Origin of the sequence: Romboutsia hominis (assembly GCF_900002575.1) — a bacterium.
GTDB lineage: Bacteria > Bacillota > Clostridia > Peptostreptococcales > Peptostreptococcaceae > Romboutsia_C > Romboutsia_C hominis.
Genome location: NZ_LN650648.1, coordinates 832,614 through 856,304, shown reverse-complemented (window position 1 = coordinate 856,304; position 23,691 = coordinate 832,614). Strand labels below are relative to the sequence as shown.

At 26.3% G+C, this 23,691-nt stretch carries 23 protein-coding genes and 1 other annotated feature; of the genes, 4 read left to right on the top strand and 19 right to left on the bottom strand.

The genetic code is table 11. The features are described from left to right. Positions 1–36: 36 nt before the first annotated feature. Both ord and FRIFI_RS04010 read right to left on the bottom strand, forming a co-directional pair. On the bottom strand, positions 37–1,101 hold the full coding sequence (ord, locus tag FRIFI_RS04015) for a 2,4-diaminopentanoate dehydrogenase (RefSeq protein ID WP_092926751.1): 1,065 nt from the start codon (positions 1,099–1,101) through the stop codon (positions 37–39). Between the two features lie 271 nt (positions 1,102–1,372). Then, a complete protein-coding gene (locus tag FRIFI_RS04010) occupies positions 1,373–2,770 on the bottom strand; it encodes a sigma-54 interaction domain-containing protein (protein WP_166505049.1) in 1,398 nt (465 codons plus the stop codon). Positions 2,771–3,038: 268 nt separating this feature from the next. On the opposite strand from FRIFI_RS04010, the gene FRIFI_RS04005 reads away from it, so the two are divergent. Then, a complete protein-coding gene (locus FRIFI_RS04005; protein WP_166505048.1) occupies positions 3,039–4,985 on the top strand; it encodes a sensor histidine kinase in 1,947 nt (648 codons plus the stop codon). Between the two features lie 31 nt (positions 4,986–5,016). On the opposite strand, the gene FRIFI_RS04000 is transcribed toward FRIFI_RS04005, so the two are convergent. The 4 genes from FRIFI_RS04000 to FRIFI_RS03985 form a co-directional block, all read right to left on the bottom strand. Next, positions 5,017–5,871 carry a RelA/SpoT domain-containing protein gene (locus FRIFI_RS04000; protein ID WP_166505047.1) on the bottom strand — a complete coding sequence of 285 codons (855 nt, stop codon included), beginning with the start codon at positions 5,869–5,871 and terminating at the stop codon, positions 5,017–5,019. Positions 5,872–5,941: 70 nt separating this feature from the next. Then, a complete protein-coding gene (locus tag FRIFI_RS03995) occupies positions 5,942–6,322 on the bottom strand; it encodes a hypothetical protein (protein WP_166505046.1) in 381 nt (126 codons plus the stop codon). Between the two features lie 35 nt (positions 6,323–6,357). Then, positions 6,358–6,573, bottom strand: a complete 216-nt coding sequence (locus FRIFI_RS03990; protein ID WP_166505045.1) for a hypothetical protein — start codon at positions 6,571–6,573, stop codon at positions 6,358–6,360. Between the two features lie 115 nt (positions 6,574–6,688). Then, positions 6,689–7,522 (bottom strand): DegV family protein, encoded by an 834-nt coding sequence (locus FRIFI_RS03985; protein ID WP_166505044.1) that lies wholly within the window; start codon positions 7,520–7,522, stop codon positions 6,689–6,691. 224 nt (positions 7,523–7,746) lie between these two features. Between FRIFI_RS03985 and FRIFI_RS03980 the strand changes: the two genes are divergently transcribed. Next, positions 7,747–8,295, top strand: a complete 549-nt coding sequence (locus FRIFI_RS03980; RefSeq protein ID WP_166505043.1) for a TetR/AcrR family transcriptional regulator — start codon at positions 7,747–7,749, stop codon at positions 8,293–8,295. 92 nt (positions 8,296–8,387) lie between these two features. Here FRIFI_RS03980 and uvsE read toward each other — a convergent pair whose 3' ends face one another. Next, the gene (gene uvsE / locus FRIFI_RS03975) at positions 8,388–9,347 is read right to left on the bottom strand and encodes a UV DNA damage repair endonuclease UvsE (protein WP_166505042.1); all 960 of its coding nucleotides are present in this window, start codon (positions 9,345–9,347) and stop codon (positions 8,388–8,390) included. 165 nt (positions 9,348–9,512) lie between these two features. Here uvsE and FRIFI_RS03970 point away from each other — a divergent pair, with 165 nt between their 5' ends. Then, positions 9,513–11,102 carry an oligosaccharide flippase family protein gene (locus FRIFI_RS03970; protein ID WP_166505041.1) on the top strand — a complete coding sequence of 530 codons (1,590 nt, stop codon included), beginning with the start codon at positions 9,513–9,515 and terminating at the stop codon, positions 11,100–11,102. A gap of 38 nt (positions 11,103–11,140) precedes the next feature. Here FRIFI_RS03970 and FRIFI_RS03965 read toward each other — a convergent pair whose 3' ends face one another. From FRIFI_RS03965 to asnS, 8 genes are all read right to left on the bottom strand, one after another. After that, positions 11,141–11,998, bottom strand: coding sequence for an alpha/beta hydrolase (locus tag FRIFI_RS03965; RefSeq protein ID WP_166505040.1), 858 nt, complete (start codon positions 11,996–11,998; stop codon positions 11,141–11,143). Between the two features lie 87 nt (positions 11,999–12,085). Then, positions 12,086–12,832, bottom strand: coding sequence for a nitroreductase family protein (locus FRIFI_RS03960; RefSeq protein WP_207733502.1), 747 nt, complete (start codon positions 12,830–12,832; stop codon positions 12,086–12,088). 90 nt (positions 12,833–12,922) lie between these two features. Then, positions 12,923–13,399 (bottom strand): zinc ribbon domain-containing protein, encoded by a 477-nt coding sequence (locus FRIFI_RS03955; RefSeq protein ID WP_166505039.1) that lies wholly within the window; start codon positions 13,397–13,399, stop codon positions 12,923–12,925. 19 nt (positions 13,400–13,418) lie between these two features. After that, positions 13,419–14,759, bottom strand: a complete 1,341-nt coding sequence (locus FRIFI_RS03950) for a hypothetical protein (protein ID WP_166505038.1) — start codon at positions 14,757–14,759, stop codon at positions 13,419–13,421. Positions 14,760–14,846: 87 nt separating this feature from the next. Next, entirely contained in the window at positions 14,847–15,140 is a 294-nt protein-coding gene (locus FRIFI_RS03945) for a rhodanese-like domain-containing protein (RefSeq protein WP_092926775.1), read from the bottom strand. A gap of 65 nt (positions 15,141–15,205) precedes the next feature. Continuing rightward, positions 15,206–15,388: a hypothetical protein gene (locus FRIFI_RS03940; RefSeq protein ID WP_092926777.1), complete on the bottom strand. Its 183-nt coding sequence runs from the start codon at positions 15,386–15,388 to the stop codon at positions 15,206–15,208. A 224-nt stretch (positions 15,389–15,612) separates the two neighbouring features. Beyond that, positions 15,613–15,801, bottom strand: coding sequence for a ferredoxin (locus FRIFI_RS03935; RefSeq protein WP_092926779.1), 189 nt, complete (start codon positions 15,799–15,801; stop codon positions 15,613–15,615). Positions 15,802–15,959: 158 nt separating this feature from the next. Further along, positions 15,960–17,360 (bottom strand): asparagine--tRNA ligase, encoded by a 1,401-nt coding sequence (asnS, locus tag FRIFI_RS03930; protein ID WP_166505037.1) that lies wholly within the window; start codon positions 17,358–17,360, stop codon positions 15,960–15,962. Between the two features lie 94 nt (positions 17,361–17,454). After that, positions 17,455–17,687: a binding site (T-box leader), on the bottom strand. Positions 17,688–17,825: 138 nt separating this feature from the next. On the opposite strand from asnS, the gene FRIFI_RS03925 reads away from it, so the two are divergent. After that, positions 17,826–18,218 (top strand): hypothetical protein, encoded by a 393-nt coding sequence (locus FRIFI_RS03925; RefSeq protein WP_166505036.1) that lies wholly within the window; start codon positions 17,826–17,828, stop codon positions 18,216–18,218. Positions 18,219–18,254: 36 nt separating this feature from the next. Here the strand turns inward: FRIFI_RS03925 and cspC (FRIFI_RS03920) are convergent, their stop codons facing one another. The 4 genes from cspC (FRIFI_RS03920) to cspC (FRIFI_RS03905) form a co-directional block, all read right to left on the bottom strand. Beyond that, positions 18,255–19,937, bottom strand: a complete 1,683-nt coding sequence (cspC, locus tag FRIFI_RS03920; RefSeq protein WP_166505035.1) for a bile acid germinant receptor pseudoprotease CspC — start codon at positions 19,935–19,937, stop codon at positions 18,255–18,257. Positions 19,938–19,958: 21 nt separating this feature from the next. Further along, a complete protein-coding gene (locus tag FRIFI_RS03915) occupies positions 19,959–21,626 on the bottom strand; it encodes a S8 family peptidase (protein WP_166505034.1) in 1,668 nt (555 codons plus the stop codon). Between the two features lie 114 nt (positions 21,627–21,740). Further along, positions 21,741–21,935 (bottom strand): CDIF630_02480 family spore surface protein, encoded by a 195-nt coding sequence (locus FRIFI_RS03910; protein WP_166505033.1) that lies wholly within the window; start codon positions 21,933–21,935, stop codon positions 21,741–21,743. Positions 21,936–21,989: 54 nt separating this feature from the next. Beyond that, on the bottom strand, positions 21,990–23,675 hold the full coding sequence (gene cspC / locus FRIFI_RS03905) for a bile acid germinant receptor pseudoprotease CspC (protein ID WP_166505032.1): 1,686 nt from the start codon (positions 23,673–23,675) through the stop codon (positions 21,990–21,992). Positions 23,676–23,691 lie beyond the last annotated feature (16 nt).

The window sequence follows — 23,691 nt, the reverse complement described above, 5'->3', positions numbered from 1 at the left end:
ATTGGTTTGTTATATTCTTTATTTATAAATTTATATTTAAGCCTTAACAGTTTCTTTTAAATTAACTAATTCTCTCATATCGCCCATTATTGCTCTTGGAACAGGTATATCAAGCATTGTTCTAAGTCCTGGTATTGCATTTATAACATGTGGTATAGAATTTACACACATTGCTATAGTACCTATCCCTCCTGGTATCTCTGGAGTTATTTGTAAATTTATATTTGGAGTACCTTTTATAGTTACATAATCTCCTGTTGATTGCCCTTCTAAGTGAGGTAATATTTGTTGTGGATGTTCCATTTCTATTTTAACTTTTCCATCAACATATCCATATCCACATTGTCTACAACCTGCAACATTTCCTGCTTCTACCTCAGCGTACTCGCTCTTTCTATATACACTACTCATTATTGGTTCTCTAGTTTCCTCTACTTTTTCTAAATTCCATCCTATACCATGTGTTATCATGTTTATAGATTCAGGAAAACCTACATGACCTGCTATTGATCCATCTTTAACTCCATTTTCAAATTCATCTTTTGTAACTCCAACCCCCTGTTCTATCATAACTGCTTTACCAAATGGAGATAAGTCATTTACTCTAGCAGCCTTTATATACTCTACTTCTTCGCAAGTTCCAGTTAAAGCAAGTATTAGTAAATCAAGTACAAATCCTGGGTTTATTCCTGTACCAAGTACACTTACTCCATTTTCTTTAGCTATCCTATTTAATTCTTCAGCTAATTCTGGTTCTTGTGCTTTTGGATAAGACATTTCTTCTGCTGTTGATATAACGTTTATTTTTCTTTCTAATATGTATTTTATCTTATCAAATGCTCCTTTAGTGAATGAGTCAGTTGCAAGTAACACAACATCTGCACATTCATCAGTGAAAGCTTCTTTATAATCAGGCTTTATTATAACTTCTGGCCTTTCTCCTCTTTCACACCCTAGTACATCATATACACTTTTATTTACTCTTTCTGGATGCATATCACAAACTGCAACTATATCTACTCCATTTTTTTTAAGTAACATTTTTGCCATTCCACTTCCCATTGCTCCAAATCCCCATATTCCAACTTTTATATTTCTCATATATACTTCCCCCTTATATTTATTTTTTATGCTTTATATATAAAGCAAGAGTAATGCCAATTTTTTAATTTTTCCTATTTTTTAAAAATTTATCTATTTTTCCCCTCGTAATTTTTTATACATAGGGTATCTTTCCTTTTTTACATGCAAGAATTTTATATTAATCATAAAACTGTTGATACCTTATACAAATGATATATATCAATAGGTTTGAAAATAAAAAAAAAGAGCATTAAATTTTGCATGTACTGCAAAATTTTTTGCTCTTATACTATCTATTAATTCTTATATTATATTTTTTCATTTTATACTGAAGGTTTTGCCTTGTTATTCCAAGTATAGCAGCTGCTTTTGTTACATTTTCTCCCGATTTTTCTAAAGCTTCATGTATATATCGTTCTTCTATATCTCCTATTATCCAATCTAAAGGCTTTGAGCCTATATCTATTATATATGTATTTTCTGATAAATTGGTTTTATATTCATTTATATTTATCATATCTTCATCTAAAACATCTTCATTTTCCATAAGGCTCATACTAGAGTATATAGTATTTTCTAATTCTCTTACATTTCCTTGCCAAAAGTGATTTTTAAGTACCTTAGCTCCCTTTTCAGATATACCAATTAAGTTTTTATTTAATTTATAATTATATTTTTTTATAAATTTATTTGCAAGCAATATAATGTCTTCACCTCTTTCTCTAAGAGGTGGTATTTCTATATAAATTACATTTAATCTGTAATATAAATCTTTCCTAAGTTTTCCTTCATTTAATATATCTACAGGATTTTCATTAGTTGTAGCTATTACCCTTACGTCAACTGGTATATCCTTTGTTCCTCCAACTCTTCTTACATATCCTTCTTGAAGCACCCTAAGTAGCTTTGCTTGAAGTTGAAGTGGCATAGAATTTATTTCATCTAAAAGTATTGTACCCTTATTAGCTTGTTCAAATAAACCTGGCCTATCTATTGCACCTGTGAATCCTCCTTTTACAGTTCCAAATAGTATTCCTTCTAATAAGCTTTCGGGAAGTGCCGCACAATTTTGTGCTATAAATGGTTTATCTCTTCTTTTACTTTCATAGTGTATAGATTGACTTATAAGTTCTTTTCCTGTTCCTGTTTCCCCATATATAAATACTGTTGCATCACTTTTAGTTGCTTTTTTTGATATGTTAATTGCTTTTTTTATACATTCACTTTCACCTATTATATCGCTAAAATTATATCCTTCTTTTGTCTTATTTTTTCTATTATTTTCCTTAATATCATTTAATTTTATAATCTGTTCTGATAATGTTTGAATTTGAGTCATATCTTTTGAAACTTCTAATGCGCCAATTAGCTCCCCATTAATTTTAACTGGTATTGTCGTATTTATAGTAGTTATTTCTTTTCCATCTTTGTTTAAGTATTTTTGTACATTATCTTTTATCTCTTTTTTATTTCTAATAACCTTAAGTAGCGTACTATTTTTTATTTCCATATTTTTTAATACGTCTTTGAAAGATTTATTTAATACATCTTCTTTATTCATATGTTCTAATTTTGCCATAGCATTATTATATATTAATGTTTTTCCATTTTTATCTATAAAATGTATACCTTCATCTATGCTTTCTATTATTTTTTCTATAACTTCTTTATATATATTATTTTGCATAGCCCCTCCACCTAAATATCTATTTTATAATATAAAAATTTTTTGTATCAAACTTTTTCTTAAAATTACAACATACTTTTAAGAATTTAACTTTTGCACCCTATTTTCCTTTTTTATCAAATATATTTATTAGATATATAATTTTATATTATTTCAATTATTTATATATGTGTTATAAAATATCTTTCTATTTTTGATGTAGGTATTTATACTTTTTTCTGCTATAATTTCTATATAATTACAATTTTTTTCAAAAGGGTGTATAAAAATGTTGAATAAAGTTAAAAATAATTTTAGGTATTTAATATTACCTACATTAATAGTTTTATTTTGTCTAAATACCACAAATACAAATGCAATTTCAACAAAAAATGTATTATTCATCAGTTCATACTCTCCAAGTTTTATAACATTTGATGACCAATTAAATGGTATCTGTGATTCTATCGATAGTAACTACGAAGTTCAAATAGAATATATGGATATAAAAAAATTTAATGATGAAGAATTCAGAAAAAATTTCTATAATTTAATAAAATTTAAAACTAAAAATTATAGAAAATATGATGGCATTATTCTCGGGGACGATGCTGCTTTAGATTTTGCACTAAATAATTTAGAGTTATTTAAAAATACTGCTGTGGTATTTCTTGGTATTTCAGATGAAGATAATATAAAAAGGGCAATGGAGAGTAATATAAATGGGGGTGTTATAGAAAATCCATCTATATCAGAAAATTTAAATCTAATACATAATTTATTTAATGAAAATAAAAACTTAATCTTAATAAGTGGTGATGAAAGTAAGTATAAAAAAGAGATTGATGAATTTTATAGCTTTAAATCTAAATACAAAAATTTTAATTATAAAAATATTGTAATACCCGATAAAATTGATGAATCCTTTTTATCTAAGCTATCTAATATAGATAAAAATAAAGATGTTGTTTTGTATCTACATCCATATATAATTAACTCACCTAAAGACTTATATATATATGAATCAGTTGAAACAATCTCTAAGTATATAGATGCACCTATGTTTACAACCTTAAACTATAATCTTTATGATAATATGGTTGGTGGGAAAGTAGTAAGTCATTATGAACAATCTACTCTTGCAAGTAAATTACTTAAATCGATATTAGATGATAAAGTAAATACAAAACAACTTATAACCAGTGATGAGGCTAATGTATGGTGTTTTAATTATGATAATTTAGTTAAATATAATATACAAGAAAATAAGCTTCCAAAAAACTCAATAATAATAAATAAACCTATTCCATTTTTTGAAAAGTATAAGGAACTTATTTTTCCTGTTACTTTTACTTTAATTGGACTAGTATGTATAATAATTGCTTTACTTATACATACCCATAAAACTTTAAAACACAAAGAAGAATTAAATAAATCTAAAAAGATTGCTGAAGATGCTAATATTGCAAAAAGTAATTTTATAGTTAATATAAGTCATGAGCTTAGGACACCAGTTACTGTTATTTCATCAGCTAATCAACTTTTAAGTATATTATTGTCTAAAGAAACTTTACATAATGATGATAAAATACTTAGTAACTTAAATATTATTTCTCAAAATTCAAATAGACTCATTAGACTTATAAATAATGTTATCGACGTAGCTAAGTTTGACTGTGGGTTTTATAACTTAAAACTTAAAAATATAGATATAATATCATTTATAGAAAATACTGTTTTATCTGTAATTCCTTATGCTAAATCTAAGAAACTAAATATAATATTTGACACTAATGTAGAAGAACTTAACATGTGTGTTGATCCTGAAAAAATTGAAAGGATAGTACTAAACCTTCTTTCAAACGCTATAAAATTCTCAAGTGAAGGAGAATATATATTTGCAACAATAATTGCAGATAAAAATAATTTTAATTTTATAGTTCAAGATAATGGTGTTGGTATAGATGAAGCTAACTTAAATAAAATATTTGAAAAGTTTACTCAAATAGATAGTGTATTTACACGACAAAATGAAGGAAGTGGAATAGGACTTTCTATTGTTAAATCATTTGTAAAACTTCACCAAGGTACTATAAGTGTTAACTCAAAATTAGGTGAAGGATCCTCTTTTATAGTATCATTACCTATAAACTCTACATTAACTACTGATGATGATTTAGAAATACCTTCTAACTTAAATAGTGCTAGCATTGAACTATCTGATATATTTAAATAAAAAGATACAAGTTAAAACTTGTATCTTTTTATTACCTTAAAATTTCATCTATATCTCTTATAAGTTCTAATTTTTTAATGTCACTCATTTCTTTATTAATTTCTATTTTCTTTTTTAGTGCTAACATTTTCTCTTTTTTTATATCTAGTCTACATTTTCTTATGTCCATTTCATCGAAACTTTTACTTAACATATTTATAAGAGATGCCATTTCATCAGAACTTCCTGCTATCCTATTTAATAACATTAAATTTTGTTCTAATAACTCTGGTATTTCGCTTAATGAATATCTAAGTTGATGATCTATTTCTCCATAACCTTCTTCAAATATAGTTCTAACTTGTATCTCCGATATAACCCTTTGTGTTGTAGGGTAAGATTCTATAAGATAATGTACTGATCTATACCCCGATATTCTTGAGCATACTTCTATACCCAATTCTTCAAACTGCTTAGTATTGTCCCCTTCTCTAACATTTGCTACTATTTCATTAACACTCCACATAAGGCTTATAAAATCATGTATTTCTTCCCAATCTTCCTTAAATATATGTATAACTCTTATTCCTAATAAATCTGTTATTTCTTGTTTATAATTTGATACAGTAAAATTAAAATCTTCTCCATACTTTTTTCTTCTGTCTGGTGTTTTTCTTATTACTTTCTCTAATAAGTGCTCTTCATCTTTAACCCTAGTTTTAACTGAGTGTACTTTTTTATGTGCCCTTAATATATTTGCTATTAGTTCAGCTTGCGTTTCATAACTTTTTCTATAATTTTTAAAGTCCTCATATATATCTACTAAATTATTCCAATTTATGCTATTTTCGATTAAAAAATCTTCACTTATATTGTAACTATTTAAAAAGTCTGTTTTATTAATCATTTTAGCCTCCACTTAAGTTCGTATAAATAATATTATAACCTATAAAAAACTTTATTTGTAATCAATCTTTCTATAGGTTAATAGATATATTATTTTGATTGTCTATAATAAATCCATATTTTTTATATAAGTTTCTTAAATCCTTTTCACTTATAATATTCTCATCTGCTACTAATAGACCTTCTATAATTTTTACTTCCTTTAGATTATTCTCTTTAAGTACCTTATTAATATCCCTAATTATATCTTTTAAATTAATAAGTATTTTTCTACCATATCCTTTTTTTGATTTAATAGCTCTAAAATTATTTATGTATAAACTAGATCTTTCTTTGTATTGATAGTATACACATTCCATATATGCCTTGTTTTTACTGCCACTTAATGTTTGTATATTCACAGGTATTCCTACAGATATAGTATTTATATCTATACTAATGATAATATACATTAGTCTATCTAAATTATCTTTATATTCTTTAATTATTATATTTTTTTATCATTTGATTTTATATACCTTTTTAAATTTCTTAAAAATTTAACATAGTAATTATACTCATCAATATATTTAAAATCATCTTCATTTAAATTGTATTTATTATTATCTTTAATCACACTAAGTTTTAGTTTGTTTATAGCACTTATGTCTTTAGTATTTATATATTGTTTCATTTTATTTATCTTAATATCTAAAGTTTCCATATGCTCCCCCCTAAAAATAGTATTTTTACAATTTTATAGGAGTATAAAACAAAAAAGAACTTACTCATATGAGTAAGTCCTTTAATTTATTTAATACTATTTATATTTTGAGCTACTATAATATGCTTATAAGTATTGCACCTTTTGAAGTATATGTTCCCATAACTGATCCAACTTCACTTATAGTTATATTTTTAAAATCATATTTATCTTTCATTATCTCTTTTATTTTTTCTGCTTTTTCTATACAATTTGAATGTGCTATTGCTAATGATTTTTTATCATCATTTATATATTTACTTACACTATCTATTACTTTTTTTATACAATTATTATCTCCTCTTGCTTTATCTACTGGTTTAACTACACCATCTATTACCTGTATTATAATCTTAAAATTAAGAGCATTTATTATTTTTCCAGCTAAAGGATTTACTCTTCCTCCCTTTATAGCATTTTCTAGAGTATCTAGTGCTCCAAAAAATATAACTTCATTTTTTAATTTTTCAATTTCAGTAACTATTTCCTCAAGGGATTTTCCTTCCTCTGCTAATTCACATGCTTTAACAACTAATAATCCTTGACCAATTGAGCCATTTAATGTATCTATTATTTCAATCTTTTTGTTGTTTTCTTCTAAAAACATATTTTTAGCAAGCAATGCTGTTGAGTATGTAGCTGATAATTTAGATGTTAATGTAAGTACTAAAATTTCCTCTTCCTTGCAGTCATAATGCTTTACAAACTTTTCAGGAGATGGACAAGAAGTTTTTGGAAGTTCATTAGAATTATCCATCATTTTATAAAATTCACTTTTTTCTATGTCTCCATCTTCATAAACATCTTCTCCAAAAGAAACATTAAGTTTTACTATGCCTATATCATATTTTTCTATTGTATCTTTATTTAAATCACATGAGCTATCTGTTATTATTTTTACCCTTTTCATAGATCTTTCCTCACTTTATTATTTTTAAATTCACCATAATATTAAAAATATAAATCAGTCGGTCGGTTGACTGATTTATATTTTCATTGTATATTTACTATATATAAAAGTCAATAGTTAAAATATATTATTGAGATCTTCTCAATTATATGATTTATTGACAATAAAATTTTATGATATTATAATTTACTTGTTATAATAGTAGTATTTGAAAGGGATATCACATGAAACCAAATAATATGAAAGAAAATATTTTGCTTACTGCAACAGATTTGATGATTAAAAATGGTATTAAAAATACAAGCCTAGCAGATATAGCAAAAGCTGTTGATATAAGTAAAGGAACTTTGTATTATCATTATTCTTCTAAAGATGATTTAATATCAGATATAGCCAACATGCATTTAATGGCTATTACAAATGCTGCTCTTGATTGCGTATGTAATATAGATTCTGATGCTTCTAACGAGCAAATGATAAATCTTATAATGGATAAAATATCAACTATTGAAGGAAGAGGCAGAATTCACATGTATATACTTTGTGAAGCTATAACTAGTAATGATGATTTAAGAGAAGAAATAAAACTTAAATATATTGAATGGAGAAATACCATTAAATCAGAGCTTATAAAAACTAATAAAAAAGATGCAGAAGCTCTTTCTTTTTTATTGGTATCTATAATAGATGGTTTAGTTGTACAAGGTTTATTAAAAACAGAAAAAATACCATATGAATCTATAGCTAACTTTTTGGTTAGTCGTTTTATATAAAAAGACATCTTAAATTTTAAGATGTCTTTTTATATAATAGTAATTATTCTATATTTAAAACACTATTTTTATATTAAGAAAATAACCTTATCTTATAATATAATAGTACTTTCATCTTCAAATACTATAAATTTGTCTAAATCTTTTATGTCACTTACTAACTTTTGTAATGCTAAATCTTTTTTCTTAGCCTCTATCATTACATCTACATCCTTATTTACATTATCTTTTATTAAATATATAAACTTTAAGAATTCTTTAGCATCTATATAATCAGAATGTCTTCTATCATTTTCAAATTCTCTAGGCGTAGAAAAATGTATCTTAGGTTGCAGTTTCTCATTTTTCCATGTATTAAATATATCATTTAACAATCTATCTATATTTTCACCATTATTGTTACAATTATGGTGATGTATGTCTAAAACCATAGGTAAATTCAGTATTTTACATATATACAAAACATCTTTTACAGTAAATATTTTATCGTCATTTTCTAAGATTAACTTATTTTTAACTATACCTGGAAGTTTCTTAAAATTTGTTATAAATCTTTCTATAGCTTTTTCTTTTCCTCCCTTTGCTCCACCAATATGAATAACCATCTTAGCATCCTTACAATTTATATCTTCTAAAAAATTAGCTTGCATAGTTAAATTCTTAGATGTATTTAAAAATACACTTTCTCTATCAGTATTTATTACATTAAATTGGTCTGGATGAATATCAATTCTTAAGTTATTATCATTTATGATCTTACCTATATATTCAAAATCTTTTTTAAAATACTTTCTATAGTCCCACATAACTTCTGGATGAGTTGCTAATGGTATAAGATTTGAAGTTATTCTATAAAAGTGTATATTATTTTTTATATTATATTTTAATATTTTCTCTAAATCAATTATATTTGAATATGTTACTTTTTTTAATTTGTTCAATCTTTCTTCATCACTATTCATACTAGAATATCTTTTAAATGTAAGAGTACTTGATGAAGTTACTTTTGGTAAATTAAGTGCTATAGCAACATATCCTAGCCTTATTCTCATATCTATTCTCCTTATCAGCTTTTATATTTACTATTAATTTTTGCTTTTTTTTTAATTTTATTAATAGATAATATTTACTATTAATTTTTCATATATATATACATGTCTATATTAATATAATTATTTTTATAGACTATATATTAACTTAATGAGGAGATAAATTTTATGAACATAGTTAAAAGAAGAAAACTTTTAATAAATGCGTTTATTTTAACGTTTACCACCGTTACACTGGGATTTATAAATACTGGATTTCGAGTGTATATTTCTAATGAAATTGGTGCTGAAGGTATGGGGTTATATCAACTTATAATGAGTATTCATATAATGACTTCTACTTTTGCCATATCTGGTATTAGAGTAACTACCACTAGGCTTATAGCTGAAGAACTTGGAAAAAATAACAGAGCTAATATAAAAAAAATTATGAATAGAGCCTTTGTATATAGTCTTTTCTTCAGTTCTTTAACTACATTTGTAATTTACAATAGTTCAGAGTTTATAGCTATAAAATTTATCGGAGATGAAAGAACTATATTCCCTCTAAAAATATTAGCTTTAAGTTTACCTTTTATCGGTATTTGCTCTTGTCTTCATGGATATTTCTATGGAATGAGAAAAATTGTAAAAAGTATAACTTCAGATATTCTTGAAGTATCTTCATCAATGATAATAATAATAACTTTTTTAGGTTTATATTTGCCTAAAGGTCTTGATTATACTTGTATTTTAGTAGCTATAGCTATGACTGTGGCTAATATACTAGCAGCTGTTTATTCTTACATTCTATATTTATTTGAAAAAAAATCCGGATTTAGGCGCATTGATAGTACTAGTTCTAATTGTAGTTTATTGACTATTTCCAAAATAGCTTTTCCTATTGCTTGTAGCGCTTATATACAAACAGGCCTTAGGACTTTAGAAGATATTTTAATACCAAATGCTCTTAGACAATTTGGTTCTACTACTTCTGCTTCTTTATCTATATTTGGTATGATTAAGGGTATGGTACTTCCTATTCTCTGCTTTCCATCTATATTTTTAGCTTCATTTTCTACGCTAATAATACCTGAAATAGCCGAAGCTAAAGCACTTAATCAAACTAATCGAGTAAATAGTATAATATCTAGAGTTTTTAAATTTACACTTATGATAGCAGTGTTTGCATCAGGACTTTTTATTATATACTCTAAAGAAATGGGCATTACTATATATAATAGCGCTAAAGTTGGAGATATGATGAGAATTCTTGCTCCTTTGATACCTTTTATGTATCTAGATAGAGTTGTTGATGGTAGTTTAAATGCTCTTGACCAACAAGTTAGTACATTAAAATATAACCTTATAGATATGAGTGTTAGAATTGCATTAATATTTTTTGTAATCCCTAAAAAGGGTATTGAAGGTTTTATATTAGTATTATTTGTTGGTACTTTACTAAATGCAACTTTAAGTATAAATAAACTATTAAAAGTTACAAAACTTGATTTTCTTATAGGTGATTGGATTTTAAAACCAGCCATATCCGTTACTTTATCTGCTACTATAGTAAAATATATTTTTGATGTTACAAATATAAAGACTCTAATTATACCACAAGTATTGTTAGTTATTTTGTTTTATTTTATATTTTTAATATTGTTTAAATCTATAAGAAAAAATGATGTTATGTGGTTTATAAATGCTTTTAGAAAGGATATAAATCCTACTAAAATTAGTGACGTAGGTTTTTATAAATTTTACAATAATATGTAAAAATAAAAATACTATAGGATTCCTATAGTATTTTTTGTTTAATTTATCTCTTTTAAGAATTTAATTATACTCTTAGCAGTTTTGTTAATTTGCTCTTTTTCACTTATTAATGCTTCATTATCTCCATTTTGAAGTCCATAATCTCCAAAATAGGAATGATTAGCACCTTCTATTTCTACATAAGTAGTATTGTTAGGTAAATCTTTTTTAGAATCTATTAGTGATTCAAAGTTTACTACACCATCCTTACTTCCCCATATAGACACTACGTCTTTTGTCATATTTTTTAACTTATCAGTCATAGGATATGATGAAAGTAATACAACTCCATCTACTAAGTTGTTTTCAGCTGCAAAGCTTGAAGCAACCACTCCCCCTAAAGAATGTCCTCCTACTACCCAATGTGTTATATTTTTATATTCCTTCATTACTTTACTAGCTTCATTTTCTCCCAGAAAAGCTATATTAAGTGGCATTTTTAATATAACTACTTCATACCCAGCCTCTGCTATCTCTTTGCATATTGGTGCATAAGCTTCTGGATTTATTTTAGCTCCTGGATAAAATATAAACCCTTTAGTTACATCCTTATTTTTTGGAGTAAACACTATATTTTTATCTATTTTAACTTCTACATTCTTATCACTTATTAACGCTTCTTTTGCCAATGTTCCTGGTTCATATGTATTTCCTATCCATATAAAAAATCCTAAAAATGATATGCCTAATATTATAGCGATTGTTATAAGTATTTTTCTTTTGATATTTTTTCTTCTTAATTCTTTTTCCTTTTGTTCAGTATGCTTATTTATCTGATCTATTATTAGTGGTCTTTCTAATTCCATAGTTATGCTAAAAGTATCGTCTGATATTCTTTCTTTTCTGTCTTTTCCCATATGCTCCCTCCATAACTCAAAATACTATTATAGTTTATCATATATAAAGTATATTTTCATTAAATTAAGTAACTATTTTTTATTAAATTATCCAGTAAAATCTTTTATCCACTCTTTTATAGACCTATCCATTTCTATTGAAAATTCTGAACTAATTTTATTTTTGTATATTAATTCGCCAAAGTTTTTAGCATTTTTGGGGTTATTTTTTATCATTTTTTCTTCTTTATATTTATACATTTTATTTAAATCATCTTCATTTAATCTTTGGTATTTTTCTTCAAAAACAACATATTCTTTTTCAAATCTATCTCTATAAATCTTTTTAAAATTATCAGGATAATAGCCTAGTGTTATCATACAAGCTGGGAATGTATAGCTTGGTAAATCTAATATTTCTTTATGCTTTTCATAATTTTCCATAATATCTCCTATATAGCAACTTCCTATACCTAGGCTTTCAGCCGCTAAAACTGCATTTTGACATGCTATTATAGCATCATTTACTCCTAACATAAAATCATTTATTCCAGGTGATTTTATATCTTTAACATCACATATATTAAAATAGTCAAACCATTTTCTCATATCTGCTAAAAATAATAATATTACTTGTGCATTTTTTATAAATAGCTGATTATCACAAGTTTTACTTAATAATTCTTTAGTATTTTTATTTGTTATCTTTATAATAGAATACATCATCATATTTCCTGCTGTTGGCGCTTTTATTGCACTATTTATTATTAAATCTAAATGTTCTTTCTCTATCATTTTATCCTTGTATCTTCTTAATGACACTCTTTTATTTATAGTATTTATTACTTCATTCATAATATCCCCTCCCTATATAATTATATATCTATATGCAATTTATATTAATAAAAAATAAGCACCACGTAAAATTTACGTGATGCTTATTTTTTAATTTATTTTATTTCCACAACATGTACAATATATGGAATCTATATCTATATTCATATTACATATTTCACAAGTTATATATTCTTTTTCTTCTAGCTTAAGTTCTACTTTTTTGCCACATTCTGCACAGAATTTAGCACCTTTACTTATTGTGTTTCCACATTCACATATACTCTCTTCCATAGATTTATTTAAAGCTTCTATTATTTTCATATTTTCATATATTATTTTATCTATTTTTACTATCTCATTACTTATCTCATCAAAATCAGTATCTACGATTTCATTTTTTCTTATTTTATCATAAATTAATATCCCCATATCTAAAAATAGCCTTGATTTTAATTCTTGATTTTCATTTATAATCTTATTTATACTATTTTTTTCTTTTATTAAGTCTACTTTATTTTTACTCTTTTCTATTTTATCTTTAATCTTTGATACTTCACCTTCTATTTTCTCTTGTATATTTTCCATATTTATCCTCCAACTATACTTATTCAAAGTTATAAAGTTTATATCCTATAAAGGCTAATATATAGCTATATATAAATGAACTTATAATTGTAATTATAATAGGTAGTCCAAATGTAATAACATTATGATTATTTACATTTGTAGTTAACATTCCCATACCAACATCAATTTTACTTAACATAGATATTAATGCCATAACAAAAGAATACATTATACTAAATATAAGTAATACATTTTTATCATTATTTTTAAAATGTTTCTTTAAATTACATCCAGCTATTAATATTATAAGACTTACTAATATAAATACTATTATAAATATAAGCTTAGTATCAAAAAATAAATTAGAATTTAATATATTAAATATAGATATTGTATAATCACCTATAACCATAGGAATTAAATTTGCAAATCCCCACATATAAACAGACAATTGACTTACGACTATTCCTGTGTTTATATATTTCATATATTCAGATATACCAAACTCGTATAAATATGTACTATCGGATATAGTAAGTATACCAACAATTATAAATACTAATATGTAACCTATCATAAATATATTTATAACTTTTTTAAATATATTTATATATATGTTTTCTTTGCCTATTCTTTTTTTATATCCTATAGTAAATGTAGATAAAAATCCTATTAAAAAACTATTTATAAATATACTTGTTGTAGCAAACTTTACTTTAAGTAAAGTAGCTATGTTCATCATATCATATGAGTTTAATTCAATTTTTGATATCATACTTATAACTGCCATAAATAAAGCGTAAACTATTCCAACCCCTATAGAATTTATAATAAGTTCATTAGGTGTGTTACTTTTATTTTTCATAAATAATATATTACTTATAACTAAGGATATTATAGGTGCTATTAATAAAGATATTACTCCTAAATGTACGCTTACTTCACCTACACCTATTAAAGATGATGATGTTATATTAATACTACCTAAATTCATACCTAGCATTGTATGAAGTGGACTTATACTAATCCCTAATTTTCCTAAACTTATATCCATCATACCATTAAAAATTACAGATAAAATAAATAAAATCAATATAGATGATACAGAGGTTATAAATATATTAGTGCTACTAGCATAGCTTTTTATATTATTAATATTAAATTTACTTTTTTCTACTATATTAAATAAGTTTTTATCTACTACTTTAAAAAGCTCATTGCCGCATTGTTTACAATAATTACTTCCATATTTACTTTCAGTATGGCACTTAGAACAATTCATTTCATTATTTATTTCTAGTCTATAATAATTTGAAATTTTATTTAAGATTTTCCCATCCTCTTTTGAATAATTACTATATTTTTCTTCTGTATTCATTCTTACCTCCAATACAAGCATTTAACTTATTTATTGCTATACTCATATTATCAAGTATACTATAAAACTCTAGCTAAAAGCTAGAGTTTACAATCCAATTATTCCCTTTTCTAAATTATATAATTTGTTGAATCCTTCCATATGAAGTAGATTACATGCTGTTATACTTCTATGTCCACTTCTACAGTAAACAATAACATTTTTTTCTTTGTATTCTTCTAATTCATCTATCTCAAATAATAAATTATTTAATGGTATATTTATAGAGTTTTCTATATTATTCTCTTCATATTCTTCCCTTGTCCTTATATCAATTAATATAGTATCCTCTTTTTTCATTAATTCTTTTAATTTTTTATTATCTATATTTATATAAGCCATATTATCCTCCTTAAATCTTTAATCTATCTATTTAATACCCTGAATATTTTGTTAAAAACATTGTATTAATTAACTTTTCTAGATTTCATAAGCTTAATATGTCTTATTATAAATGATATTTCCATAGTTATAGCTGCACAACTTATAAGCCTTTGAACTATATCTGTTGTATCAACTGCATAGTTATAAAAATATATAATTAATAAAATATCTATTATCAACATTATATTGTCAAGTATCTTTATCATTTTGCCTCCAATTTTTATTATGATTAATAATTATAACATAAAATATAATCTATTTTTCTATATTTTATTAAATTAGGACTTATACTACTCATATATTATTTAGATAATTTGTTAAATTTTTCTGTATATAAAGTTCGCTTATATTTAGTAACGTGTAGATAATTCGATTTAAAGCCGAATAGTAAAATTAAAAGCTTAGGATATTCCCTAAGCTTTTAATTTTACTATTCAATTGTTATTGCACTTACTGGACATCCTTCACATGCTTCTTGTGCACTTTCTTGTAAATCCTCACTTATTTCTCCTTCTATAGCTACTGCTAATCCATCATTATCCATATCAAATACTTCTGGGCATATTCCTACACATGCTCCACATCCTATACATACGTCTTTATCTACAAATGCTTTCATTTTAAAGCCTCCTATTTAATTTGTTTACATTATGTATATATCCATATTGTGATGGTCTAAACAGATTTTTTTATATAACTAATTTTTTATTTATTTTTTAAATATTATTATAATATAAAAAGCACTAAACATAAGTCTAGTGCTTTAATATATAAATATTAGAATTCAGCATTTTTAGGAGTTCTTGGGAATGGTATTACGTCTCTTATATTAGACATTCCTGTCATGTACATTATTATTCTTTCAAATCCTAGTCCAAATCCTGAGTGAGTAGCTGTTCCGAACTTTCTAAGTTCTAAGTACCACCAGTAATCTTCCTTGTTTAATCCCATTTCTTCTATTCTTTCTAATAGTTTTTCTTCTCTTTCTTCTCTTTGAGAACCTCCAACTATTTCTCCTACTCCTGGAACTAATAAGTCCATTGCTCTAACAGTCTTTCCATCTTCATTCATTCTCATATAGAATGCTTTTATGTCCTTTGGATAATCAGTAACAAATACTGGAGCTTTAAATATTTGTTCTGTTAAATATCTTTCATGTTCTGTTTGAAGATCATCTCCCCAATTAACTGGGTATTCAAATTCATGTCCGCTTTCTTGTAATATTTTAACAGCATCTGTATAAGTAAGTCTCTTAAATTCAGAGTTTACTACGTTGTTTAATCTATCTAATAATCCTTTGTCTATAAAGTTATTGAAGAATTCCATTTCTTCTGGAGCATTTTCCATTACGTAGTTTATTACGTATTTTATCATGTCTTCAGCAAGTTCCATATTGTCTTCTAAGTCTGCAAAACATATTTCAGGTTCTATCATCCAGAATTCTGATGCATGTCTTTGAGTAAATGAGTTTTCAGCTCTAAAAGTTGGTCCAAATGTATAAACATTTCTAAATGCAAGTGCCATTATTTCTGCATTTAATTGACCACTAACTGTTAAGTTAGCTTCTTTCCCAAAGAAGTCTTTAGAATAGTCTATATTTCCTTCTTCATTCTTAGGTATGTTGTTTAAATCCATAGTAGTTATTCTAAACATTTCTCCTGCACCCTCACAGTCACTTCCTGTTATGATTGGAGAATGTGCATACACGAAGTTTCTATCTTGGAAGAACTTATGTATAGCGTATGCTGCTAAACTTCTTACTCTAAATACAGCAGAGAAAGTGTTACTTCTTGGTCTTAAGTGAGCTATTGTTCTTAGATACTCTAATGTATGTCTTTTCTTTTGTAATGGATATGAAGAATCTGATTCTCCTTCTACTACTACTTTAGTAGCATGTATTTCAACTGGTTGCTTAGCACCTTCTGTTGATACTAATTCTCCTTCTACAAGTATTGATGAACTTATTGGTAATTTAGATATTTCTTTGAAATTCTCTAATTTATCTTCTGCTATTACTATTTGCATGTTCTTAAAGAAACTTCCATCATTTAACTCTATAAATCCAAAGTTTTTAGATGCTCTAGATAATCTTATCCATCCAGCTACATTTACAGTTTTACCTACATACTCTTCTTTTTTTCTGTACAAGTCTTTAATTTCTATAAATTCTTTTTGCATTTTGTTTCCTCCATATTTTATTTTTTATATTACTTATTTTATTTATTACTAAAATATTTATTATTTTGTATTAAAAAAGCCCTTCATCCCTATAAAAAGGGACGAAAGGCTGTTGCTCTCGCGGTACCACCCTAATTGCCAAAACTGGCCTCTTAGTAAGCATTGCTTATAGTCTGTAACGGGACTTCCCGTCTAAGTCTACTCTCTTTCAAGATTTCGGTTAGAAACTCCGAGATGTTCTTCAATATAAACTTCGTATTGAGCTTTCACCATCCTCAACTCGCTATGACTACCTTTTATATTTACTCTTCTCTTCACAGTCTATTATTGTTATATTATTTCAACTATTTAAAAAGATTATACCAACTTATATTTTTTTAGTCAATAATTTATTTTCTAAATAATTATCACAAATGTTTAATACTATATTTATTTATCAATAATATTAGCTAGGAGGTGCATTGCTTGAAATATCTATTTATATTTTTATTTATAATAACATTTATATCACCATCAGTTGATAAAGGATATTCTTCTAATATCATACGCTCATCTGTTTATAATTATATAACTTCTCTAGATAGAGCTAAAGATTATTTTGTAGAAAATGTTTCATTTTTTTCAAAGCTATCTAAATTAAGCTATAAAAAAGCATACGATAATGTCATGAAAGATAGAATATTAGTTAAACACTTAGTTTTATCCGGCGAGACTTTAGACGATATAATAAAAATTTATAATTCTGATATTGAGAATATTGAATATTTTAGATTAGTAGCTCTTAATGAAAATCCTGATACCATTTCCAAAGATTATCAAATATCTTATGGTGATTATATACTCGTTCCTAGTGAATAATTTATATTTTATGTAGACCTATTAAAATAGGTCTACTCATCTTAATATTTTAGCTAATTGTATAAATGTATTTTGCAAATCAAGTACTCCATAACCTCTTGTTACATTTGGATATATATATAAATCTTTCTTTCTTGCTCCAAGCATTAAGTAAGTTTTTAAAACTTCTGTAAATAATAAATTTCGTTTAAACGTACTCTGACTTGATACATATTCCATAAGTATAGCTACAACCCCACTTATCATAGAACTACTTACTCCTGTCCCCGTTGATGTTGTATAATTCCCGTTTTTAGATGGAGATATTATATCAACCCCTGGTGCTAATAAATCTGGCTTTATAGGTCTACCTCTTACTGGGCCTTTTGATGATCCTATCCATACACTATCAATCTTATCATCATATGCTCCTATAGTTATTGCATTTGAAACTGCACCAAACAAAGTTATAGTTACAAATGAATTTGGATCTATAAATCTAGTTTCATTAGAGATTAAGTTTTTATTTGGTAAATAAGCATCGTACAATCCATCTATAATAAATTCTGGAAATAACCTTAAAGTCCATACACCTGGCTTAACATTATTCAATTTTATTGTTAATTCTTGAGTCGCTGATTTTATCCAAGGATATAAATATCTCATTTCATAAAATGTATTTTCTATATTAAACTTGCCTCTATATATATAATCATCTGGTGCATATACAACTCTATAGCTTATTTCTCCTGATGGTGATATTATTGCTGCTGCTATTTTATCTGGACCTGCAACACTTAATGTTATATCTAAATTTTTTTGCTCTCCAATTTGAATTGGTATGTCTTGAATATCATTTAAACTACTTACCTGTCCTTGGTAATGTATATCCGTATTTCCTTCATTTCCAGCACCACTAACTACTATTACACCACTTACTGTTAAATAGTTAAAAGTATCTAATAATGTAGTTACTACTACAGACCTTGATCGTTCACCTAAAGTTAAATTAATTATCATATTTTTTTCTTCTTTTTGAGCTATATCTATAGCATATTTTATGCCTGCTAAAAAGTCTGATAAACCATAATTAATTTTTCCTTCTTTATAAGTATCTTTGTATTCTCTTAACTTTATTACTAATAATTCACTATCTACTGCTACCCCTTTGTATTCTCTGTTTAAGTTTCCTCTACCACATGCTATTCCCGAAGCTACTGTCCCAGTTCCAATAGTGTCTTCACTTAGACTTGGGTCATTATTTCTTATATATTCATTTATAATATCTTTCTTAAACTCACTTCCAAATTTTAGCCCTGTTGGTGGAGTTCCAAACTGACTTTCTTGATCCCATATAGATACTATTTTTGTGGTACCGTCTGGGTTTAAAAAATCAGGATGTAGATAATTTATTCCAGAATCTATAATTGTAATTATACATCCTTTTCCTGATGAACTTATATATGGATTTTTATCAACATAGTCAATACCTGATGCTATTTTTACGCTTGTTCCACTTTCTAAATTATCAGTTATATTAATTAATGAACTCATAGGTACTGATGGTATCCAATCTGATATGCTTTTTATACTTTTTAATGTTTCTTCTTCAAAACTTTCATTAACATAAATTGCTGCTATTTGACTATTTAGTATAATATATTCATCTATGTTATATAAATTTAAATCAGCCTCTAAACGTTCTAAATTCTCATAAACAACCACATATGATTTTTCCATATAGATATATTCTCCCTAAAATTACCTTAATTGTTCAAACAATCCTCTTATATCTAACTCTCCATATCCATAGCTATAATTAGGATATCCAACATCTTGATTTCTTCTGGCTCCTGCACTTAGATATGTTCTTATCTTTTGTACAAATGCTTTATTTTCATAATTCCCATTTACTTGTATATATTGAAGAAATAATGCAACTGCTCCTGATGTATAGGCTGATGCTATACCTGTTCCAGTACCTGTTGCATATGTTTTATTTATATATGGACCTATTATATTTACACCCGGGGCTACTATATCTGGTTTTAATACTGATTCTATAGTAGGTCCTCTTGAAGATGATGCCCATAAACTATTATTTATAGTATCGTATGCTCCTACACTTATTACATCATTTAATGTTGATGGATAATTTATAGTATTTTCCGGGTCACTCTTTGAAAATTTAGTTCCTGGTTTGATGAATTTTCTATTTTCTAGATACATATTATATATTCCATTTGTTATATATGCTCCTATTAATCTAATTTTCCAGATTCCCTTTTTAGCATTGGCTAAAGTTATTACTGTTCTTTGTTGGCCTGAGTAAGAAAATGGATACGAAAAAGATATTGTATATCTAGTATTTTCAAAATTGAATAGTCCACTTATAATATTAAAATCAGAAACAAATGCAAGCTGACTTTCCTCTCCACTTGGAGATATTATATATAAATCAATTTTATCTGGTCTATTTACCCATAGCTCTATATTTAAGATTTCTTCATCCTCACCTATATCTATCTCCACATCTTGTATATCTCCATTAAATCCTAATTTTCCTGATGCATGCGTCTGTGTATTACTTTCATTTCCTGCTCCTATTACTTGGCATAATCCATGCTCAAAAAACAATTTATCATAAGAAAGCCTAGAGCTAATTCCTACCAAACTATTATTTCCCAGGGAAATATTGTTAACAAGAGGTTTTCTTTCTTGTCTTGCCTTTTGATTCATATATTCCATAGCCGCTATTAAATAACCATTATTATAATCATTTTCTATTTTCTTTAATTTTACTATTATTAGATCTGATTCTTCTGCTACTCCTTTATACTCTGGATTTAAGTTTCCTAATCCTGCGCATATTCCACTTATCATAGTTCCTGTACCTTCTTCATCTACAGATAAAGAACCATCATTTTCTAAAATTGCTTTATTTATATCCTCTCTATTATACTCTGTACCTATATAAAATCCATTTGGTGGTTTTCCTTCTTTTGTTTGATCCCATAAATATAAAATTTTAGATGTTTTATCTGGATATATAAAATCGGGATGTAAATAATCAATCCCAGAATCTGCAATACCAATTATAACGCCTTTGCCGCTTATTGATAAATTAGGATTTTCTTTAATAAAATTTGCCCCTATATCTTCGTTAGCCACAACACCATTAAAAGTACCTCTATTTATATTCACTAACGATGATAATCTAACACTAGGTTCTAATCTATATATTGATTTCAAGTTGAAAAGATATTCAAAATTGCTAACTTCATAATTCTCCATAAATAATATACCAAAGGTATCTGAAATCTTTTCAAACTTAAATTTATCTCCTAGTTTTTTTAAATCTTCTTCAAAACCTTCTCCATAAACAACATTACCCACTAAGGTATAATTTACTCTAAAGTCTTTTTTCATAGTATTTATATCACCCCCGTATATACCATTATTTTTGTTAAAAATTTTTAGATAAAAATTTTAATCTTCTCTATAAAAAAGTATGCTTTAAATTCTTAAAGCATACTTTTTTTATTATAATCTACTTCCATTATCAACCCACTCTTTAGCATTTTCTACATTATTTAAAGATGGTATTGATACATTAGTTACTTCTTGTAGTTCCTGTGTATTTGCCCAAGCAGCTGTGCTTTCTTGATTTGTTGGCCTATTTGATTTTAATCTTTTATTATTTTCTCCACTTAATGCTCTACATTTTTCATTATTCAAAACTATCACCTCTTTTCATCTTTAGTTTTTGCATTATTTTTTATAAAATACGCTTTATTCAAAGTTATTTGAAATAGAAATTATAGTATCTTTTAGGTTTAAAACTCCATATCCTTGGGAAACATTTGGGAATGTATATATCTCATTCTTAGTCGCGCCAAGCATTAAATATGTTTTTAATTGTTGAGTATATAATGCTTCTTCATACTCATTAGTTTGTTCTTTTATAAACTCCATCATTAATGCTAATACTCCACTTACTACTGATGAACTTACGCCAGTACCTGTCGCTGTATTATATGACTTGTCTTTGTATGTGGAAATTATATCAACACATGGCGCTATTATATCTGGTTTTATCCCCCCATTTTTTACAGGTCCTTTTGATGAACCTATCCATAGACTATCAGTCCTTCCATTGTATCCACCTATTGTTATTACATTTTCTGGTGTTGCATACAGAGTTATAGTTGCTACTGAATCTGGATCTAGAAATCTAGTATTTTCAGACATTAAATTTTTATTTGGTAAATATAAATCATATTCACCTCTAATTATAAATTCAGGTGCAAGCCTTACATTCCATATACCAGGCTTAACGTCTAGTAATCTTATTATTAATTCTTGGTATCCTGATTCTAGCCATGGATAAGTAAATTTCATTTCGTAGGCTGTATCTTCTAGATTAAATTTTCCTCTATATACAAAAAAATCTGGAGAATACATTATTTGATAGCTTACTTCTCCCCCTGGAGATATTATTGATGCTCCAATCTTATCTGGACCTACTGCCACTATTCTTATATCTAAATTTAACTGCTCTCCTACTTGAATAGTTATATCATTTTTTTCTTCTAAAGATGTAATTACCCCTTGATAATGTATATCTGTATTTCCTTCATTTCCTGCACCACTTACTACTACAATTCCTGATTTACCTATATCTTTAAATGTTTCTAACATAGTAATTTCTATTATTGATTTTGGCATAAGACCTACAGTCAAATTTATTATTAACTCTTTTTTCTCTTTTTTAGCTATATCTAAAACATACTTTATAGCAGCTAAAAAATCTGTTTTTTCATAATTTGTTTTACCTTTTTTGTATCTATCTTTGTATTCTCTAAGTTTTACTATTATTAGTTCACTATCTACGGCCACACCTTTATATTCTCTATTTAACCTTCCATTGCCTGATGCAATTCCAGCTGCCATTGTTCCTGTGCCTATATTATCTTTAGTTAATGTATCATCATTTTCTTTTATAGCTTGGTTTATTTCATCTCTTGTAAATTCACTTCCATATAATAATCCTTCTGGAGGATCTTTTTTTGTACTTTCTTGGTCCCATATCGATACTATCCTTGTTGTACCATCTAAATTTATAAAATCTGGGTTTAAGTAATCTATTCCAGAGTCTATTATAGCTATTAATATACCTTTTCCTGTAATATTTATATACGGATTTTTATAAATATAATCAGTTCCAGCAGCACTAGTAGTATTTTCTCCTTCACTCATATTATTTGTTATATCTATTAATGAACTCATTGGAGCTGAATTTTGCCACCAGGCAATAGTATCTATTTTAGTTAGTTTTAATTCATCAAAATCTATAGGAACATATATTACTAATATATTATCATTTAATATTATATATTTTTCTATTTGATTTTTTAATAAATCATTTATTACTTCATCTAAACTACCTTGATACACTATAATATAAGATTTTTCCACAGTGATTTTACTCCCT

Excerpts from the sequence above, each read along its gene's own strand:
- FRIFI_RS04005 (WP_166505048.1), top strand. The coding sequence starts at position 3,039 with ATGTTGAATAAAGTTAAAAATAATTTTAGGTATTTAATATTACCTACA.
- FRIFI_RS03980 (WP_166505043.1), top strand. The coding sequence starts at position 7,747 with ATGAAACCAAATAATATGAAAGAAAATATTTTGCTTACTGCAACAGAT.
- uvsE (WP_166505042.1), bottom strand. The coding sequence starts at position 9,347 with ATGAGAATAAGGCTAGGATATGTTGCTATAGCACTTAATTTACCAAAA.
- FRIFI_RS03955 (WP_166505039.1), bottom strand. The coding sequence starts at position 13,399 with ATGGAAAATATACAAGAGAAAATAGAAGGTGAAGTATCAAAGATTAAA.
- FRIFI_RS03990 (WP_166505045.1), bottom strand. The coding sequence starts at position 6,573 with ATGGAAACTTTAGATATTAAGATAAATAAAATGAAACAATATATAAAT.
- FRIFI_RS03985 (WP_166505044.1), bottom strand. The coding sequence starts at position 7,522 with ATGAAAAGGGTAAAAATAATAACAGATAGCTCATGTGATTTAAATAAA.
- FRIFI_RS03940 (WP_092926777.1), bottom strand. The coding sequence starts at position 15,388 with ATGATAAAGATACTTGACAATATAATGTTGATAATAGATATTTTATTA.
- asnS (WP_166505037.1), bottom strand. The coding sequence starts at position 17,360 with ATGCAAAAAGAATTTATAGAAATTAAAGACTTGTACAGAAAAAAAGAA.
- cspC (WP_166505035.1), bottom strand. The coding sequence starts at position 19,937 with ATGGAAAAATCATATGTGGTTGTTTATGAGAATTTAGAACGTTTAGAG.
- FRIFI_RS03965 (WP_166505040.1), bottom strand. The coding sequence starts at position 11,998 with ATGGGAAAAGACAGAAAAGAAAGAATATCAGACGATACTTTTAGCATA.
- FRIFI_RS03995 (WP_166505046.1), bottom strand. The coding sequence starts at position 6,322 with ATGTATATTATCATTAGTATAGATATAAATACTATATCTGTAGGAATA.
- FRIFI_RS03935 (WP_092926779.1), bottom strand. The coding sequence starts at position 15,801 with ATGAAAGCATTTGTAGATAAAGACGTATGTATAGGATGTGGAGCATGT.
- FRIFI_RS04010 (WP_166505049.1), bottom strand. The coding sequence starts at position 2,770 with ATGCAAAATAATATATATAAAGAAGTTATAGAAAAAATAATAGAAAGC.
- FRIFI_RS03915 (WP_166505034.1), bottom strand. The coding sequence starts at position 21,626 with ATGAAAAAAGACTTTAGAGTAAATTATACCTTAGTGGGTAATGTTGTT.
- FRIFI_RS03970 (WP_166505041.1), top strand. The coding sequence starts at position 9,513 with ATGAACATAGTTAAAAGAAGAAAACTTTTAATAAATGCGTTTATTTTA.
- FRIFI_RS03960 (WP_207733502.1), bottom strand. The coding sequence starts at position 12,832 with ATGAATGAAGTAATAAATACTATAAATAAAAGAGTGTCATTAAGAAGA.
- FRIFI_RS04000 (WP_166505047.1), bottom strand. The coding sequence starts at position 5,871 with ATGATTAATAAAACAGACTTTTTAAATAGTTACAATATAAGTGAAGAT.
- FRIFI_RS03945 (WP_092926775.1), bottom strand. The coding sequence starts at position 15,140 with ATGGCTTATATAAATATAGATAATAAAAAATTAAAAGAATTAATGAAA.
- ord (WP_092926751.1), bottom strand. The coding sequence starts at position 1,101 with ATGAGAAATATAAAAGTTGGAATATGGGGATTTGGAGCAATGGGAAGT.
- FRIFI_RS03950 (WP_166505038.1), bottom strand. The coding sequence starts at position 14,759 with ATGAATACAGAAGAAAAATATAGTAATTATTCAAAAGAGGATGGGAAA.